This is a genomic window from Luteirhabdus pelagi (assembly GCF_016827595.1).
Taxonomy (GTDB): domain Bacteria; phylum Bacteroidota; class Bacteroidia; order Flavobacteriales; family Flavobacteriaceae; genus Luteirhabdus; species Luteirhabdus pelagi.
Map to the genome: position 1 here is coordinate 414,782 of NZ_JAECMS010000001.1, position 15,160 is coordinate 429,941.

At 42.6% G+C, this 15,160-nt stretch carries 17 protein-coding genes; 4 read left to right on the forward strand and 13 right to left on the reverse strand.

The window, feature by feature from the left end; all coding sequences use genetic code 11:
• Positions 1-2 precede the first annotated feature (2 nt).
• Both I4Q58_RS01910 and I4Q58_RS01915 read left to right on the forward strand, forming a co-directional pair.
• Positions 3-1,007: a formimidoylglutamase gene (locus I4Q58_RS01910; RefSeq protein ID WP_236002799.1), complete on the forward strand. Its 1,005-nt coding sequence runs from the start codon at positions 3-5 to the stop codon at positions 1,005-1,007.
• Positions 1,004-1,459 carry a GNAT family N-acetyltransferase gene (locus I4Q58_RS01915; RefSeq protein ID WP_203293164.1) on the forward strand — a complete coding sequence of 152 codons (456 nt, stop codon included), beginning with the start codon at positions 1,004-1,006 and terminating at the stop codon, positions 1,457-1,459. The genes I4Q58_RS01910 and I4Q58_RS01915 overlap by 4 nt, the downstream gene beginning before the upstream one ends.
• Here I4Q58_RS01915 and I4Q58_RS01920 read toward each other — a convergent pair.
• Positions 1,456-2,676, reverse strand: coding sequence for a glycosyltransferase (locus I4Q58_RS01920; protein WP_203293166.1), 1,221 nt, complete (start codon positions 2,674-2,676; stop codon positions 1,456-1,458). The genes I4Q58_RS01915 and I4Q58_RS01920 overlap by 4 nt on opposite strands.
• A 246-nt stretch (positions 2,677-2,922) precedes the next feature.
• On the opposite strand from I4Q58_RS01920, the gene I4Q58_RS01925 reads away from it, so the two are divergent.
• Positions 2,923-6,531, forward strand: coding sequence for a chemotaxis protein CheB (locus I4Q58_RS01925; protein ID WP_203293168.1), 3,609 nt, complete (start codon positions 2,923-2,925; stop codon positions 6,529-6,531).
• Here the strand turns inward: I4Q58_RS01925 and I4Q58_RS01930 are convergent.
• Entirely contained in the window at positions 6,526-6,816 is a 291-nt protein-coding gene (locus tag I4Q58_RS01930; protein ID WP_203293171.1) for a hypothetical protein, read from the reverse strand. The genes I4Q58_RS01925 and I4Q58_RS01930 overlap by 6 nt on opposite strands.
• Before the next feature lie 173 nt (positions 6,817-6,989).
• Here I4Q58_RS01930 and I4Q58_RS01935 point away from each other — a divergent pair, with 173 nt between their 5' ends.
• Positions 6,990-7,322: a GIY-YIG nuclease family protein gene (locus I4Q58_RS01935; protein ID WP_203293173.1), complete on the forward strand. Its 333-nt coding sequence runs from the start codon at positions 6,990-6,992 to the stop codon at positions 7,320-7,322.
• A 220-nt stretch (positions 7,323-7,542) separates the two neighbouring features.
• Here the strand turns inward: I4Q58_RS01935 and rimO are convergent, their stop codons facing one another.
• The 11 genes from rimO to I4Q58_RS01990 form a co-directional block, all read right to left on the reverse strand.
• The gene (rimO, locus tag I4Q58_RS01940) at positions 7,543-8,850 is read right to left on the reverse strand and encodes a 30S ribosomal protein S12 methylthiotransferase RimO (RefSeq protein ID WP_203293175.1); all 1,308 of its coding nucleotides are present in this window, start codon (positions 8,848-8,850) and stop codon (positions 7,543-7,545) included.
• Between the two features lie 54 nt (positions 8,851-8,904).
• A complete protein-coding gene (locus I4Q58_RS01945) occupies positions 8,905-9,495 on the reverse strand; it encodes an SET domain-containing protein (protein WP_203293177.1) in 591 nt (196 codons plus the stop codon).
• A gap of 59 nt (positions 9,496-9,554) precedes the next feature.
• Positions 9,555-10,508, reverse strand: a complete 954-nt coding sequence (gene ftsY, locus I4Q58_RS01950) for a signal recognition particle-docking protein FtsY (protein ID WP_203293179.1) — start codon at positions 10,506-10,508, stop codon at positions 9,555-9,557.
• A gap of 295 nt (positions 10,509-10,803) precedes the next feature.
• Positions 10,804-10,956, reverse strand: coding sequence for a DUF4295 domain-containing protein (locus I4Q58_RS01955; RefSeq protein WP_203293181.1), 153 nt, complete (start codon positions 10,954-10,956; stop codon positions 10,804-10,806).
• Between the two features lie 36 nt (positions 10,957-10,992).
• Positions 10,993-11,175, reverse strand: coding sequence for a 50S ribosomal protein L33 (rpmG, locus tag I4Q58_RS01960; RefSeq protein ID WP_203293183.1), 183 nt, complete (start codon positions 11,173-11,175; stop codon positions 10,993-10,995).
• Positions 11,176-11,201: 26 nt separating this feature from the next.
• A complete protein-coding gene (gene rpmB / locus I4Q58_RS01965; RefSeq protein WP_203293185.1) occupies positions 11,202-11,441 on the reverse strand; it encodes a 50S ribosomal protein L28 in 240 nt (79 codons plus the stop codon).
• Positions 11,442-11,516: 75 nt separating this feature from the next.
• Positions 11,517-12,764, reverse strand: a complete 1,248-nt coding sequence (locus I4Q58_RS01970; protein ID WP_203293187.1) for a competence/damage-inducible protein A — start codon at positions 12,762-12,764, stop codon at positions 11,517-11,519.
• Entirely contained in the window at positions 12,765-13,106 is a 342-nt protein-coding gene (locus I4Q58_RS01975; RefSeq protein WP_203293189.1) for an Hpt domain-containing protein, read from the reverse strand.
• A complete protein-coding gene (locus I4Q58_RS01980) occupies positions 13,107-13,718 on the reverse strand; it encodes a fumarylacetoacetate hydrolase family protein (RefSeq protein WP_203293191.1) in 612 nt (203 codons plus the stop codon).
• A 15-nt stretch (positions 13,719-13,733) separates the two neighbouring features.
• Positions 13,734-14,198: a GNAT family N-acetyltransferase gene (locus tag I4Q58_RS01985; protein ID WP_203293193.1), complete on the reverse strand. Its 465-nt coding sequence runs from the start codon at positions 14,196-14,198 to the stop codon at positions 13,734-13,736.
• A gap of 26 nt (positions 14,199-14,224) precedes the next feature.
• Entirely contained in the window at positions 14,225-14,998 is a 774-nt protein-coding gene (locus I4Q58_RS01990) for a 3'-5' exonuclease (protein ID WP_203293195.1), read from the reverse strand.
• Positions 14,999-15,160 lie beyond the last annotated feature (162 nt).

Below are 15,160 nucleotides of genomic sequence, written 5' to 3' on the forward strand. Positions count from 1 at the left end.
GTATGCTTTCTTTTTATGCTGAAAAAAACATAGCGGAATTCACGAATCCTCGGAAAGGGGAAACCAAATTAGGTCAGGCAATGACTACGGTTCCCGATTGGGGCGAGCTGGAAAAATCGAATGCAAAATATGTATTGGTCGGCATCCCTGAAGATATTGGGGTTCGTGCCAACCATGGAAAAGCGGGAACTTCCCAGGCATGGAAATCGTTTCTCTCTTCGTTTTGCAACCTGCAGGCCAATCCGTTGCTTTCGCCCGATAGCGTGTTAGTGTTGGGTGAAATAGATTGCGCTCAGCAAATGGTACAGGCCGAAACCTTGGATACCTCAGCCGACCATTACTACGAAAAATTAGGCCAGTTGGTCCGTCAGATTGACGATATGGTGACGACGGTGATTTCAAAAATCATTGCAATGGGAAAAATTCCAATCGTTATCGGTGGCGGCCATAACAACAGCTACGGAAATTTGAAGGGAAACGCAACGGCCTTGGACGGTTCCATCAACTGTATCAATTTCGATGCGCATACCGATTTTCGCGCCTTGGAGCATCGTCACTCTGGAAATGGCTTTTCGTATGCCTTCGAGGAAGGTTTTTTAAATCGCTACTTCATCTTTGGACTCCACCGAAACTATACGTCGCAGAATGTGTTCGATACTATGGCACGTTGGAAGGATCGTATTCAGTTTGAAACCTATGAAAACATCGCGATTGACAAAAACCTTTCGTTTGAGCAAAGCCTTCAGCAAGCCGGTTCTTTTTTGAAGGTAGAACAGGAAGCCTTTGGCATTGAATTGGACTTAGATGCCATTCAACAGTTGCCGAGCAGCGCGATGACACCTAGCGGATTTGGAATGGTGGAAGCCCGTGTATTTCTACGTCATTTTTCACGGTTTCAGCAGTGTCGCTATATTCATTTGTGTGAAGCCGCTCCTACCCTTTCTTCGCAACCTTCACAAGTAGGAAAAGCATTGGCATATTTAGTTTCCGATTGTATTGCCTCATGAAGATCGTTCCTTTTCAACTCGAACACAAACAAGCTTTTTATGAGCTAAACATCGAATGGCTCGAGACCTATTTTTATGTAGAGCCATTTGACAGGGAAGTATTGAGCAAGCCACAGAAATACATCTTGGATAAGGGAGGCTATATCTTTTCAGCGGTGGAAGACGAGGTTGTCGGCGTTGTGGCACTGTTGAATCATGGTGAGAAGCGGTTTGAACTGACCAAAATGGCGGTACGACCATCGCTTCGTGGAAAGGGTACTGGTCAGAGGTTGCTACAACACTGTATCGATTTTGCGAAGAAGAACGATTTCAGCAGTTTGTTTCTGTATTCGAATACCAAGTTGGAAAATGCCATTCACCTCTATCGAAAATATGGATTTCAGGAAGTGGCACTAGAGACTGGGAGGCCGTATGAGCGAAGCAATATCAAAATGGTGTATCAAGGTCTTTAACGGTTTTTGGCCTCGATCCATTTCGACATATATTTTGAAGCCTGTAGGGTTTGGTGGTGAAGAATCTGCGATAGAAAATTCTCCTTACGATGCTGTTGAAGGTTTTGGTGAAGTGTTTCGATTTTTTGTTGAAAGGTTTTCACGAACAATTCCTTTCGAAAGCGCTGTTGAAGGATGTTGAAACCATTCTGCTGTGTTTCTTGCCATAATTCCTTCTCGGTATAAAGTGAAATAGCCGCTTTAATAAAGTCTTTGTCGGTTTCTGCTATCGTTCCCCCAAAAGGCAACTCGCTACACAGTCCTTCTGCTCCGATGTGAGTCGCCACCGCAGGCGTACCGTACTGCATGGCATCGAAATGCTTTCCTTTTAGGCCAGCGCCAAATCGCAGCGGTGCCAGGCATACTTTTGCCGATTTCATGACCTCCTTGGCCGATGGTGCCCAGCCTTTTACTAAAAATCCTTGTTTCGGGTTGTGAAGCTCCTGGATACGCTGTGGCGCGTAGGCTCCGTAGATATGAAGTTCCGCCATCGGTAATTGCTCCCGAATCGATGGCCAAATATGCTGATGTAATTGTAGCACCGCATCCACATTGGGTGGATGACGAAAACTACCGATTGTCATAAAGTGTTGGCGTTCTTCGAACGTTGGGAGTACCGCCTCTTTATCTACTTCAGCAAAAAGCGGTAAATACAGTAGGATGTCCTTTTTAATGCTGAAGACACCTTCCAACAACTTCATTTCCGCCTCCGAAATAATGATGGAAAGATCGCTTCGGAGGATACTCGCCAATTCCCGTTTGGCCACATCGGTAAACAAGTCCACACTCGATGCATCACCTCTCTCTTTTACCGCCTGCTCGCGCGCTTTTCGAAGGAAATGAAGGTCTTGGGTATCGATCATTCGGAGCGCATTCGGACAGTTCTCTGCGACCCGCCAACCGAACTGTTCTTCCATCATAAAGCGATCGAAGACGACCATATCGGGGGAAAGATCCCGAATAAAGGCATCGAATGAACGATTGTTTAGCTCGATGGTATGAAGCTGGATTCCTTTAGAGGTCAAATCTTCCGCATATTTTGAGGGAGAAGCCGTAGCAGCGAAGTGAATATCACAACCTATGGCTTGAAACAGTTCCATTAATTGCATTGTTCTCCCTCCTGCTGCGGTAGTGGAAGGCTCCGGAAAAGTATGCCCGATGAACAAAACAGATTTCATGCTACGAAGGTATTCAAATTGGTTGATATGGAGTAATCGTTTGGCATTCATTAGACTAATCCATTTTCAAATGTTTATCAACGATAAACGCTTATTCACAATTCTTAAAGTAATCTTAAATTTTGAAACATTCCGTTTAGGTTTTCATATTTTAGACCCAGCTAATAATAGCTATCTACAAGATTTATAGGAGGAATTTTTATTGTTAGGAACACTAACAGTTTTTATTAAAAAAATCAAAACGCTGTGAATCACTACGCCAAAAAACATGTGGTCGTGGGGATTGGAGCCAGTGCCGGTGGTCTAGAGGCATTGACGCAGTTTTTGGAAAATGTTCCGAAACAATCCAAGTACACCTACGTTATCGTTCAACATTTATCTCCCAATCATAAAAGTTTGATGGGAGAACTATTGTCCAAACATACCAACATCCCCGTTGCCAAGGTCAAGGATGGTGGGAAGATCGTGAAAAATACGGTCTATGTTGTTCCTGCCACCAATAATTTAGTCATAGAGGATGGAAAGATGAAGCTCTTGCAAAAGCCCGAAGGCAGAGAGCTGAACCTCCCTATCGATATGTTTTTCGAGTCGCTTGCCAAGAATTATAAGGAAAATGCCGTTGGGGTAGTTTTGAGCGGTACTGGAAGTGACGGCACCAAGGGTGTGTGGCATATCAAGGAGAATGGCGGATTGGTCGTGGCACAGCAAACCACACAAGCAAAATTTGATGGCATGCCAAAAAGCGTGATCAACACTGGTCTTGCCGACTATGTTCTGCCTGTTGAGGACATGTATAGTGAAATTTCCAACTTCTTCAGCACGCCAAGAATTTATAATGCCCAGGAGGAACTTATCAATACAAACGAGGAAACTTTCAACAAGATATTACAGCTCATTCGGCAATCTTCCGACATTGACTTCAACTTTTATAAAAAACCAACCCTGATCCGACGTATGAGTCGCCGGTTACAGATTCATCAATTGGATTCGCTCGATGCTTATTATGAACTATTGCAGCAACAACCCGAAGAAATAGACACCTTATATAAGGAGTTTCTGATTGGAGTAACCAAGTTTTTTAGGGATGAAGGTGCTTGGGATGTGCTTCAAAATAAGATTATTCCAAAATTGGTCGACGATACACCCGATGAAGGAACACTAAAGATTTGGGACGTTGGCTGTAGCACTGGAGAAGAAACCTATTCGCTTGCGATGCTGTTCTTTGAAGAGTGTAAGAAACATGAGAAAAGCATCAATCTAAAGATTTTTGCAACCGATATTTCAAAGGTTCATTTGGAAATGGCGAGTAAGGGCGAGTACGGTCGATCGATTATTCACAGTCTTCCCGGCAACCTATCAACCTCATATTTTCATATTGAAGGTGACAAGTATAAGATTAATGATGGTGTGCGGAGGAGTATTATTTTTTCGAACCATAACATCGTTACCGACCCGCCTTTCAACAACATCGATTTAGTGGTCTGTAGAAATCTTTTAATCTACCTACAGAGCCATATTCAAAACAGGGTACTCAAGACCTTGCACTTCAGCATGAAAGAAGATTCTTATCTGATGTTGGGAACAAGTGAAAATCTTGGTTCAGAAAAATCCTCTTTTCGAACAATCGATCAAAAATGGAAAATATTTCAAAATACGGAAGTCTTGAATAGGCTTCCTAACGAAACCCTGGGAGCACGGAAGAATCGCGATAGAAACGTACTCCGAATGGACGCAGTAGATTCACCCGTGAAAACAAAATCGAAGCGCGCACAGCGTATTACCGATTCCATCAGTGAGGCAATCTTAGACCAACTAAATGCTACCTCCCTTTTTGTTGACAATAATTTAAATATTTTAGAAGCAAGAGGTCACTTTGGAAATTTTGCTAAACTTCCCTCCCGCGGCTTTACTACGAGCTTGCTAAAAATGTTGCCGAGCGAATATAAAATTCCGATAACCAATGCTATAAAAAAAGCTCGAAAAAGTCGGAAGAAGGTATATCACAAAAATATACTTCACGAAAAAGACGATAGTCCGCGAATGATCGATTTGTTGGTCTCTCCAATCGATGAAAACAACCATCCCGACTACGATTTCGAGTTTGTAATCACGATTATAGAGCGGGATAAAACAAAAATCACCCACGAGGTAATAGAGGGCGCTTCCTTAGATGAAGCAGCGCGTGAACGCATCGAAAATTTAGAGGAAGAACTCGAGAAATCGGAAGAACGTTTACATCGAGCCGTAGAGGAAACTGAAACCAGTAACGAAGAACTTCAGGCTACGAATGAAGAACTGTTAGCCTCTAACGAGGAATTACAAAGTACCAATGAAGAACTTCAAAGTGTGAATGAAGAACTTCAAACCGTTAATACAGAGCATGTTCAGAAATTAGAAGAATTGGCGTTATTAAATGCCGATATGGACAATCTTTTAGAAAGTACCGAGTTGGGCGTATTGTTCTTGGATAATGAGTTGCGTATTCGAAAGTTTACACCTTCCATCCGACAACATTTCGATCTGTTGCCAAGCGATATCGGAAGACATTTGGATAACTTCACCTTTAACTTTAAGCGAAATACCAAAGACACTATAATTTCCCATTCCCAAAAAGTATTGGAATCGGGTAAACCCATAGAGAAAAGGATCGTTAGTAAGAGCGGAAGGCATTTCCTTAAGCGAATTACGCCTTTTGAAAGCAAGGAGTCGAATACCGAAGGCATCGTTATTACGTTTATTGATATACAAGGGATTATTGAATCACAAAATGAACTTCAGGAAAGTCAGCAGAAGTTTAAAGACTTTTACGAATCGGATCCTATTATGCATATCAGTGTAAATCCTTCAACAGGAAACATTGTAGAATGCAATCGTAATTTCATTAAAACGGTAAAGGCAAAATCGAAAAAAGATGTAGTCGGAAAATCGATTTTTAAATTCTATGATGAAGAATCGAAAATTAAGGCGAGTAAACTTCTTCAAAGTATTTCCATGAAGAACAGCGTTAAGCATGAAGAACTTACCTTAATGACCTTGAATGATGAGAAGCTTCCGGTTATTTTAAATTCCAATCTTACAAAAGATAAGGATGGCAATTTCTATACACGTTCAACATTAACAGACATCTCGGAAATCAAAAGTTTGCAGAAAGAATTGATGGAGAAAAAGCAAGCGCTGGAACAAGCTAATGAAGAATTGGAGCAATTTGTTTCTATCTGTTCGCACGACCTGCAGGAGCCTTTGAGTACCATCCGCTTTGGAAGCGATTTGCTGCGGAATAAGTTTAGTTCGCAATTGGATGAAAAAGGAAATGAATATGTGAACTACATCCATAATTCGTCGGGCCGATTGGCAAATCAGATTAAAGCCTTATTGGAACATACGCGTATCGGGAAAGATCTTAAAAAGGAAACGGTCGATACAAAGGAGTTGGTGGAAGTGGTGAAATACGACCTTAGCAAACGTATCAAGGAATGCGATGCGACCGTAAAAGTGGGGAATCTACCTAAAATTGAAGGATACAAAACGGAGTTGCGTTTACTATTTCAAAACTTGATTGCTAACGCCATAAAATATAGCCGAAAGGAAGAGACACCGAAAGTACGTGTGAATGCTTTTGAAGACGGGGAAGACTACATTTTCTCTATTCAGGATAATGGGGTAGGTATAAAACCCGAGGACTTAAAATCGATCTTTACCATTTTTAACCGTGTTGGCGATCAGCAAGATAATGAAGGTACCGGAGTAGGGCTGGCCCATTGCGAGAAAATCGTGAAGCTACACGAAGGTAAAATTTGGGTCGATTCTGAAGTTGGAGAAGGCAGTATCTTCTACTTCAAATTGAAAAAATCATGATGGTGTTGCCCCAAGTGCGATAAATCGCCATAACATAGAGGCTGCAATCGTAGCGCTGACAAATAAAGTTGTTAGGATTACGATTTTCTTTTCTGAGCGCCAGTTGACAATATTCAGAACAATTTGAATAAGAAAGGCAAGTCCCATCATAATGAGCATGGGTTGCCCGTACAACCAATCGGGCTTGTTCACATACCGTATTGCGGTAATACTAAATAATACCAAAAGGATAAGGGTAATGACCGTGACAGTAATTTTCGGAAAGCGGAATCGATTGTTCTTCATAGCACCAATAAGATACGGATTTGAAGGGAGGATTGCGAATGGATGGAGAAAAAGGCACTTCGAGAGCCTCAGTGACCTTCAGTATCCAAAGGATTTCCCCTCTAATTCATGAAATCCATTAGACATCGTGTCCTTATAATGTAATGCTATTCTTTAATTTTCTAAATTAGGGAATGGCGAAGGGATATACTTATATATTAAAATGCTCTGATGATACTTATTATACAGGAAGTACCAAAGATTTAATAAAGCGGTTCTCTGAACACCAAATGGGAAAAGGAGCGAATTATACTCAGAAACGTCTTCCAGTAAAATTGGTATATATTGAAGAATTTACAAGAATTGACTATGCTTTCAATAGGGAGAAACAAATTCAGGGATGGTCACGAAAGAAGAAAGAGGCATTGTTCAAGCATAATGCTGCGATACTTCCAAAGTTATCATTGGCATATAAGGACTTGAATGATTACTATAAGGGAATGAGGTCACTTCGAGAGCCTCAGTGACCTATTCGAGAGCCTCAGTGACCTATTCGAGAGCCTCAGTGACCTATTCGAGAGCCTCAGTGACCTATTCGAGAGCCTCGGTGACCTATTCGAGAGCCTCAGCGACCTATTCGAGATCATCAATAACTTAGTTGAAGTTTTACGGTTACTTCGAGAACCTCAGTAACCTTTTCTCATGGATTATTTTTCGAGAACCTCAGTAATTAGGTTCAAGTTTAAATTAGGACGTAACCACCTTCCCGTACAAATCGAAATCCTCGGCACCGGTGATTTCCACATTGAAGAATTCACCTGTTCGGAGATAGCCTTCCCCGGCATTAATGAGCACTTCGTTATCTACATCGGGACTGTCGAATTCGGTACGGCCAACGTAATAGCCTCCCTCCTTTCGGTCGATGAGAACACGAAACTGTTCTCCAACTTTTTGTTGGTTCAGTTCCCAGGAAATCTGAGATTGAATTGCCATGATTTCATTGGCGCGCTCCATCTTTACCTCCCCTGGCACATCATCTTCCAAATTGTAGGCATGTGTGTTTTCTTCATGTGAATAGGTGAAGCACCCCAATCGCTCGAAGCGCATTTCAGTTACCCAATCCTTCAACAACTGATAGTCTTCTTCGGTTTCACCAGGATATCCAACGATCAATGTCGTACGAATCGCCATCTCGGGAACGGCTTTTCTGAAGTCCTTTAACAAACGCGTTGTTTTCTCATAGGTAGTACCGCGTCGCATCGACTTCAAGATATTGTCTGAAATATGCTGCAACGGAATATCGATATAGTTACAAACCTTTGGTTCCTCCCGCATCACATCAAGTACATCCATCGGGAAACCTGTCGGAAATGCATAATGTAAACGAATCCATTCGATGCCCTCGACTTTTGCCAAGGCACGCAGTAGTTCCGCTAAGTTTCGCTTCTTATAGAGGTCTAACCCATAATAGGTAAGGTCTTGGGCGATTAAGATCAGCTCCTTTACACCGTTGGAAGCAAGCTTTTCAGCCTCTGTCACTAAATCTTCAATCGGTGTACTGCGATGCTTTCCTCGCATTAACGGAATAGCACAGAACGAACACGGTCGGTCGCAACCTTCCGCAATCTTAAGATAGGCATAGTTTTTTGGTGTAGTCGTAAGCCTTTCGCCTACCAACTCGTGTTTATAGTCAGCGCCAAGCGCTTTTAACAAGCTTGGTAATTCTGTAGTGCCGAAGTACTGATCTACATCAGGGATTTCCTTTTCGAGATCAGGCTTATAGCGTTCCGAAAGGCAGCCAGTTACAAATACCTTATCGACTTCGCCTTCTTCTTTCTTCTGAACATATTCCAAAATGGTGTTAACGCTCTCCTCCTTAGCATTAGCGATGAAGCCACAGGTATTAATGACCACCACATTGCCTTCCTCTTCATGAACCACCTCTTTGTTGTTGGCGCGTAACTGTCCCATTAACACCTCACTGTCGTATACGTTCTTCGAACAGCCGAGGGTTACTACATTAATCTTATTCTTCTTCAGTGATTTTGTACGCATCGTCAAATTTTAGGCTGCAAAGATACAGTTTCAAAACGGATTGCAAGAAGGCATTTATTTTTCTCTGGGGAAATAATTTTCGAGGATGCTTGCCATTTGCTTTTTACCTTGAAGGACCGCTTCGATTTCCTTTTCCATAGCCGTTGATAAAAGCGATCGCAAAGGTTGCTCCACTTCATTAAGTTTTGGAAATACCGCAGCGATTTTTTTATCCCAGATCTGATAATAGTTCTTTAGGTCATCCGGATATACATTTTTTCTTTTGGTTCCCTCATCGATACCACGGAAAGGTGTATCGATATTCAAGTAGCCATAATCATCGGTTAGCTGTTCCCCAGGATGAATATCACGAATCGCGATTTCGAAATCATAGGCGGTGGAAAGGCAATTTGCCTTAAAACTATGGTTTACAAAGCGAGCATGGTCCCAACACAACACATAATTTCCTTTGCTGTTTCGATACGCATAGGTTTCAAACATTTGGGTGTATTGTGAAGGAAGCGCTGCTAATTTATCGGGAGTAAACTCACGGTCCAAGGCATCGAGTACCCAGGTAATCGTGCCAGCAGGAATAAATTTTGTCGCTACGACCCCGTGCCCTACGGTTTCGTTAATAAACTGAAGTTCAGTATGTGGGTGAATCATTCCTAAAAGATAAGGAATGCGAATGTAGCTAAAAAATGAATTGGATGTATGCCGTGCCGTTATTTAAAAAAGCTGTCTACAAATTCAAATTTGTTAAACACCTGAAGATCTTCTACACCTTCACCGACACCGATATATTTTACAGGAATTTGAAACTGATCGCTAATACCGATCACCACACCCCCTTTTGCCGTTCCATCCAATTTGGTAATGGCTAAAGACGTAACTTCTGTGGCGGCGGTGAACTGCTTTGCTTGCTCAAAGGCGTTTTGACCAGTAGAACCATCCAACACCAACAATACTTCGTGTGGCGCATCGGGGATTACCTTTTGCATGACGCGCTTTACCTTTGAAAGCTCGTTCATCAGGTTTACTTTGTTGTGAAGGCGACCCGCGGTATCGATCAGTACCACATCGGCGTTTTGGTTTTCTGCACTCTGAAGTGTATCGAAGGCAACGCTAGCGGGATCGCTACCCATGCTTTGCTTTACGATGGGAACATCGGTACGATCTGCCCAAATCTGTAGTTGGTCGATGGCAGCTGCCCGAAACGTATCGGCAGCACCAAGCACTACTTTCTTACCAGCATTTTTGAACTGATGCGCTAATTTTCCGATGGTCGTAGTTTTTCCCACCCCATTTACGCCTACGACCATAATGACGTGTGGGCCTTTCTTTTCAGGAATGACAAAGTCGGTAGCGTTTCCGGAATCGACCTCGCTTAAAAGGCCGGCTATTTCCTCTCGAAGGATTTGGTTGAGCTCGTCGGTACCTAGATATTTATCGCGGGAAACGCGCTCTTCGATACGGTCGATGATTTTTAGTGTGGTGTTGACTCCGACATCGCTCGTAACCAAGACTTCCTCGAGGTTATCGAGTACGTCGTCGTCGACCTTACTTTTTCCGGCAACCGCTTTGGAAAGCTTATCGAAGAAAGAGGTTTTACTTTTTTCCAGCCCTTTGTCGAGGGTCTCTTTTTTATCTTTTGAAAATATCTTTTTAAAGAAACTCATGGTATCGCTTGTTTACTATGGCGTCTGTGTACGACCGATGCGTTAGGCTCTGCCTGCCGGCAGGCAGGGATTGCAGCGGCATCCTGTTTTGGTGGCTTCGACCCTTCGACAAGCCTGCCTGCCGGCAGGCAGGCTCAGGGTGACAGGCTCAGCCACCAAAACAGATACAGCGTAAAGCCCGACCCACGCACTGCGTGGGGAACGCCCAAAATTACTGAAAGTAAATCAAAGAAATTCGTTAGAAATAAAAAAAGCCACTCCGAAAAGTGGCTATTAATTTTTTATGGTTGGGTGATTATTTTTGGTTTAACCACTCATTTACGTTTTCTGGAGCCATAATTGCTTCAACGAACGTATACGCACCTGATTTAGGTGACTTCACCATCTTGATGGCTTTGGTCAATCGCTTGGATCCAGTTTGTAGTGTTGCTACTGATTTCTTTGCCATAACGTATCTTTTTTAGGATAGTTGCTACTATCGCAATTACTTAATTTCTTTATGAACCGTCATTTTCTTCAAAATTGGATTGAATTTCTTCAACTCCATACGGTCTGGGGTGTTCTTTTTGTTTTTGGTCGTGATATACCGAGATGTTCCTGGTTTTCCAGAGTCTTTGTGCTCGGTGCATTCCAAAATAACTTGTACCCTATTTCCTTTTTTTGCCATTGCTCGCTACTTTATCGATTATCGCATTACTTGTTCAAGAACCCCTTCTCGCGGGCTTCCTTCACCACTGCATAAATACCTTTTTTGTTGATATCCTTTAGTGCCGAGGTGCATACACGAAGTGTAAGCCATTGGTCTTCCTCAGGGATATAAAAACGCTTTTTCACAAGGTTAACGTTAAACTTGCGCTTGGTTTTGTTCATTGCGTGCGATACGTTGTTCCCAACCATCGCTCTTTTTCCCGTAAGCTCACAAACTCTTGACATTGCTTATTGTGTTTCGTTATTTTTAAACAGGGTGCAAATTTAAATAAATTATACAATATGACCAACAAAAGGAATTTAGTTTTTTGAAATTTCTTTGAGAAGTAATTCCAATGCCTTATTTACGGTCTTCCGAATGACCCTTTCGCGGGCATTCCCAAAACTGTGTTCACTGCTGCTAACCCCTTCTGGCGTAGCGATGCCGATAAATACGGTTCCTACCTCAGCTTCGCCATCGCCCTTGGTGGGGCCAGCGATTCCAGTAGTGGAAATCGCATAGTCGGTTTCGAATAATTTGGTGCATTGTACCGCCATGGCTTCTGCTACTTCGGCACTAACTACATTGTATTTTTCAATCAGTGTACTATCCACTCCTAGGATCGTGGTTTTCCGTTCGGTTTTATAGGGAATGAGTCCGCCCGAAAAATAGGCCGATGAACCCGGCACGTCCGTAATTTCGGAAGCGATGGCTCCTCCCGTGCAACTTTCAGCTACACTTAAGGTCTGACCGTTTTGCTCCAGTCGCGCGGCGATTCGTCCGACCAAGCTGGTTTCATTCTCATAGCCAACCGCGATATCAGTTAGCATATCGCGTAGTTCTTCCATTTTTGCATCGACTGCAGATTTCAGAAGCTCTTCATCAGTTCCTTTAGAGGAAAGTCGAAGTCGTACGCGTCCCAAGGATGGTAAATACGCCAATTTAATATCGGAAGGCAGGTTGTTTTCCCACTCTTCTATGCGATCGGCCACGGCACTTTCGCCCAAGCCGTAGGTTAATAGCGTTTTATGGTAGATATGGGGTCGCTTAAACCGTTCGGTTACCCTTGTAAACACTTCCTGTCGAAGCATGTGTTTCATCTCGTAGGGAACGCCCGGCATAGAAACAAAAACTGTATCGCCTTTTTCGAACCACATTCCGGGAGCGGTACCATGGGCATTTTTTAAGACGGTCGCTTTGGAAGGCACCATTGCCTGTTGCAGATTAGAGGGTAACGGATCGCGTTTAATATATGTTTTGAAGATATGCTTGATATGCTGAAGCACTTCTTCATTTTCAACTAAGGTGTCGTTGAAATATTCGCAAAACGTTTGCTTGGTGATATCGTCCTTGGTAGGACCTAATCCTCCGGTGACCAAAACCAAATCGACACGCTTTTCGGCATCCGCCAATGCTGAAAGAATATGCTCGCGTTCATCTTGTATGGAAGTAATTTGATGTACCTGAATACCGATTTTGTTCAGCGCTTTACTGATGTATGCTGAATTGGTATCCACAATCTGTCCGATCAGGATTTCGTCGCCTATGGTAACGATTTCGGCTTTCATCTACAGGCTGAAATCGTCTTTCAACTCTCGGAAAACGGCTTTTAGGGTTGTGACCATCTTTTTGATGTTTTCTGAAACCGCCGCTTTGTTTTTTGACGTTTTGGTCCAATCTTCAATCGCTTTTGCATCTTTGATAAGGTCGACGCCAAACATTTCGAAGTTCGGTTTCATCTTGTGTGCAAACTGATAGGCCAGTTCCTTATTATCATTATCGATTGCCTCTTCTAGGGCTTCTAAATCTGGGGGGATTTCATCTAAAAAGGTTTGGGCCACCACAGCCATAAAATCTTCATCGCCACCCGCGATTTCTTTCAGGTTTTGTTTTGAATAGTGCTTGCTCATCTATTTAACTTTAATGGAAAAGATTTGGGTATCTTCCAAAAATCCAGTTAGGTTATCGTTAGGGTTTACTTTCGCAACTCCCTTGGGAGTGCCTGTAAAGATAACATCCCCTATCTTTAAAGTAAAATATTTTGAAATATATTCGATCAATTCATCGATTTTCCACAACATATGATCGGTAGATGCTTGCTGCACGATTTCACCATTTTTCTCTAATCTGAAGTTCAAAGTATCCACATCACCAAATTTCGACTTCGGCATGAACTTACCAATAACCGCTGCTCCATCGAAGGCTTTGGCTTTTTCCCATGGCAGCCCCTTCTCTTTGAGTTTGGATTGAAGGTCGCGTGCGGTAAAGTCGATACCGAGTCCGATTTCATCGTAATATTTATGCGCAAATTTCCGGTCGATATGCTTTCCGATTTTTTTAATTTTTACCAGCACTTCCACTTCGTGATGGACTTCTTCTGAAAAATCTGGTATAAAAAACGGTTGCTTCTTAAGCAAGATTGAAGTATCTGGCTTTAAAAACAAGACGGGATCGGTTGGCTTCTCATTTTGAAGCTCTTCTATATGTTCGGTATAATTACGTCCGACACAGATAATTTTCATGATGGTATTAGGTTCTTATGTTCTTGATAGGTTCTTTTGAAAGCATCTACTATTTACGACTCCTTCATATTGATCGTAATTGGGAATAAGATGATATCCCATTTTGGTGTATAAGGCAATAGCCTCGGGTTGCTTGATACCAGTTTCCAAAATACTACGCGAATACCCTTCATCGATGGCCAAGGTTTCGAGCGCTTCCAAAACTTGCGCGCCAACCCCTTTTCCCCTATGGTTAGGGTCGGTAAACATTCGCTTGACTTCTACAGTATTTGAATCGTATTTTTTTATTCCGCCACATCCAATTGGTTTGCCCTCGGAATAGGCTACCACGGCATGCAGCAATACGCCTAAAGCATTAAACTGATTGTAAAATGCATGTTCGTCACCATCACGAATAGCCAAATCGGCATCTAGGAGCTTGACTAGCCCCAGGAAATCTGTATCCTTTATATCGGTTCGCTTTATGGTAACGTCAGCCATAACCCTAACTGGCAAAAAGCCAAAAACTATTGTTTTGTATTCAATTTACGCAATTTGATACGCGTAAGCACTTTCTTGGTATATAAAGGAAAGTCGGCATTCAATAACCAGCCGAAATAGCCGGATTCTTTTTCCATAACTTCCTCTACCAATTTACCCCGGTGTTTTCCAAATCCGAAGACTTCCTCTCCTTTTTTGTTGAAATGGATATATCCTGCAAAATCGGCAAAGTTTTTATGGGCACTGAATTTGGCTAGAAAATCCATATCGTTTTCGAGATCCTCATAACGATCTAATTGACTTTTCAACACTTCATATGTCGCGTTGGTATCGGCCTCGGCACTGTGGGCATCGGTAAGTTCTTTATTACAATAGAATTTGTAGGCCGCTTCCAAGGTTCGTTTTTCCTTTTTGTGAAAGATGGTCTGAACGTCTACCGCCAACGCTTTTTTCAAATCGAAATCAACTTCCGCACGGAGTAATTCTTCGGCTAAAAGCGGAATATCAAATCGGTTGCTATTGTACCCCCCGAGGTCACTGTCCTTAATAAGGGCATATACCTTTGAAGCCAGCTCTTTAAAGGTGGGTTCGTTGGCGACCATTTCATCGGTTATCCCATGAATAGCACTTGTAGCGGGTGGGATGGGCATTTCAGGATTAACACGCCAGGTATGACTTTCCTTATTACCATTGGGGAAAACTTTTAGCACCGAAATTTCTACAATTCGGTCGGTTGCGACATTGGTTCCCGTAGTTTCAAGATCGAAAAAACAGATAGGTTTCGTTAGGTTTAGTTCCATTGCAATTGTTTAAGCTGTAAAGGTACTAATTCGAAGTTGAATTTAAGGTTGAGAAGTGAACCGTGAGCCGTGAGCCGTGAGCCGTGAACAGTGAACAGTGAACGGTGAGCGGGAAAGGATGTAGGATGTAGGGTGTAGGATGTGGGGTGTTGCCCGCCCGCC

Excerpts from the sequence above, each read along its gene's own strand:
- I4Q58_RS01910 (WP_236002799.1), top strand. The coding sequence starts at position 3 with ATGCTTTCTTTTTATGCTGAAAAAAACATAGCGGAATTCACGAATCCT.
- I4Q58_RS01915 (WP_203293164.1), top strand. The coding sequence starts at position 1,004 with ATGAAGATCGTTCCTTTTCAACTCGAACACAAACAAGCTTTTTATGAG.
- I4Q58_RS01920 (WP_203293166.1), bottom strand. The coding sequence starts at position 2,676 with ATGAAATCTGTTTTGTTCATCGGGCATACTTTTCCGGAGCCTTCCACT.
- I4Q58_RS01930 (WP_203293171.1), bottom strand. The coding sequence starts at position 6,816 with ATGAAGAACAATCGATTCCGCTTTCCGAAAATTACTGTCACGGTCATT.
- I4Q58_RS01935 (WP_203293173.1), top strand. The coding sequence starts at position 6,990 with ATGGCGAAGGGATATACTTATATATTAAAATGCTCTGATGATACTTAT.
- rimO (WP_203293175.1), bottom strand. The coding sequence starts at position 8,850 with ATGCGTACAAAATCACTGAAGAAGAATAAGATTAATGTAGTAACCCTC.
- I4Q58_RS01945 (WP_203293177.1), bottom strand. The coding sequence starts at position 9,495 with ATGATTCACCCACATACTGAACTTCAGTTTATTAACGAAACCGTAGGG.
- ftsY (WP_203293179.1), bottom strand. The coding sequence starts at position 10,508 with ATGAGTTTCTTTAAAAAGATATTTTCAAAAGATAAAAAAGAGACCCTC.
- I4Q58_RS01955 (WP_203293181.1), bottom strand. The coding sequence starts at position 10,956 with ATGGCAAAGAAATCAGTAGCAACACTACAAACTGGATCCAAGCGATTG.
- rpmG (WP_203293183.1), bottom strand. The coding sequence starts at position 11,175 with ATGGCAAAAAAAGGAAATAGGGTACAAGTTATTTTGGAATGCACCGAG.
- rpmB (WP_203293185.1), bottom strand. The coding sequence starts at position 11,441 with ATGTCAAGAGTTTGTGAGCTTACGGGAAAAAGAGCGATGGTTGGGAAC.
- I4Q58_RS01970 (WP_203293187.1), bottom strand. The coding sequence starts at position 12,764 with ATGAAAGCCGAAATCGTTACCATAGGCGACGAAATCCTGATCGGACAG.
- I4Q58_RS01975 (WP_203293189.1), bottom strand. The coding sequence starts at position 13,106 with ATGAGCAAGCACTATTCAAAACAAAACCTGAAAGAAATCGCGGGTGGC.
- I4Q58_RS01980 (WP_203293191.1), bottom strand. The coding sequence starts at position 13,718 with ATGAAAATTATCTGTGTCGGACGTAATTATACCGAACATATAGAAGAG.
- I4Q58_RS01985 (WP_203293193.1), bottom strand. The coding sequence starts at position 14,198 with ATGGCTGACGTTACCATAAAGCGAACCGATATAAAGGATACAGATTTC.
- I4Q58_RS01990 (WP_203293195.1), bottom strand. The coding sequence starts at position 14,998 with ATGGAACTAAACCTAACGAAACCTATCTGTTTTTTCGATCTTGAAACT.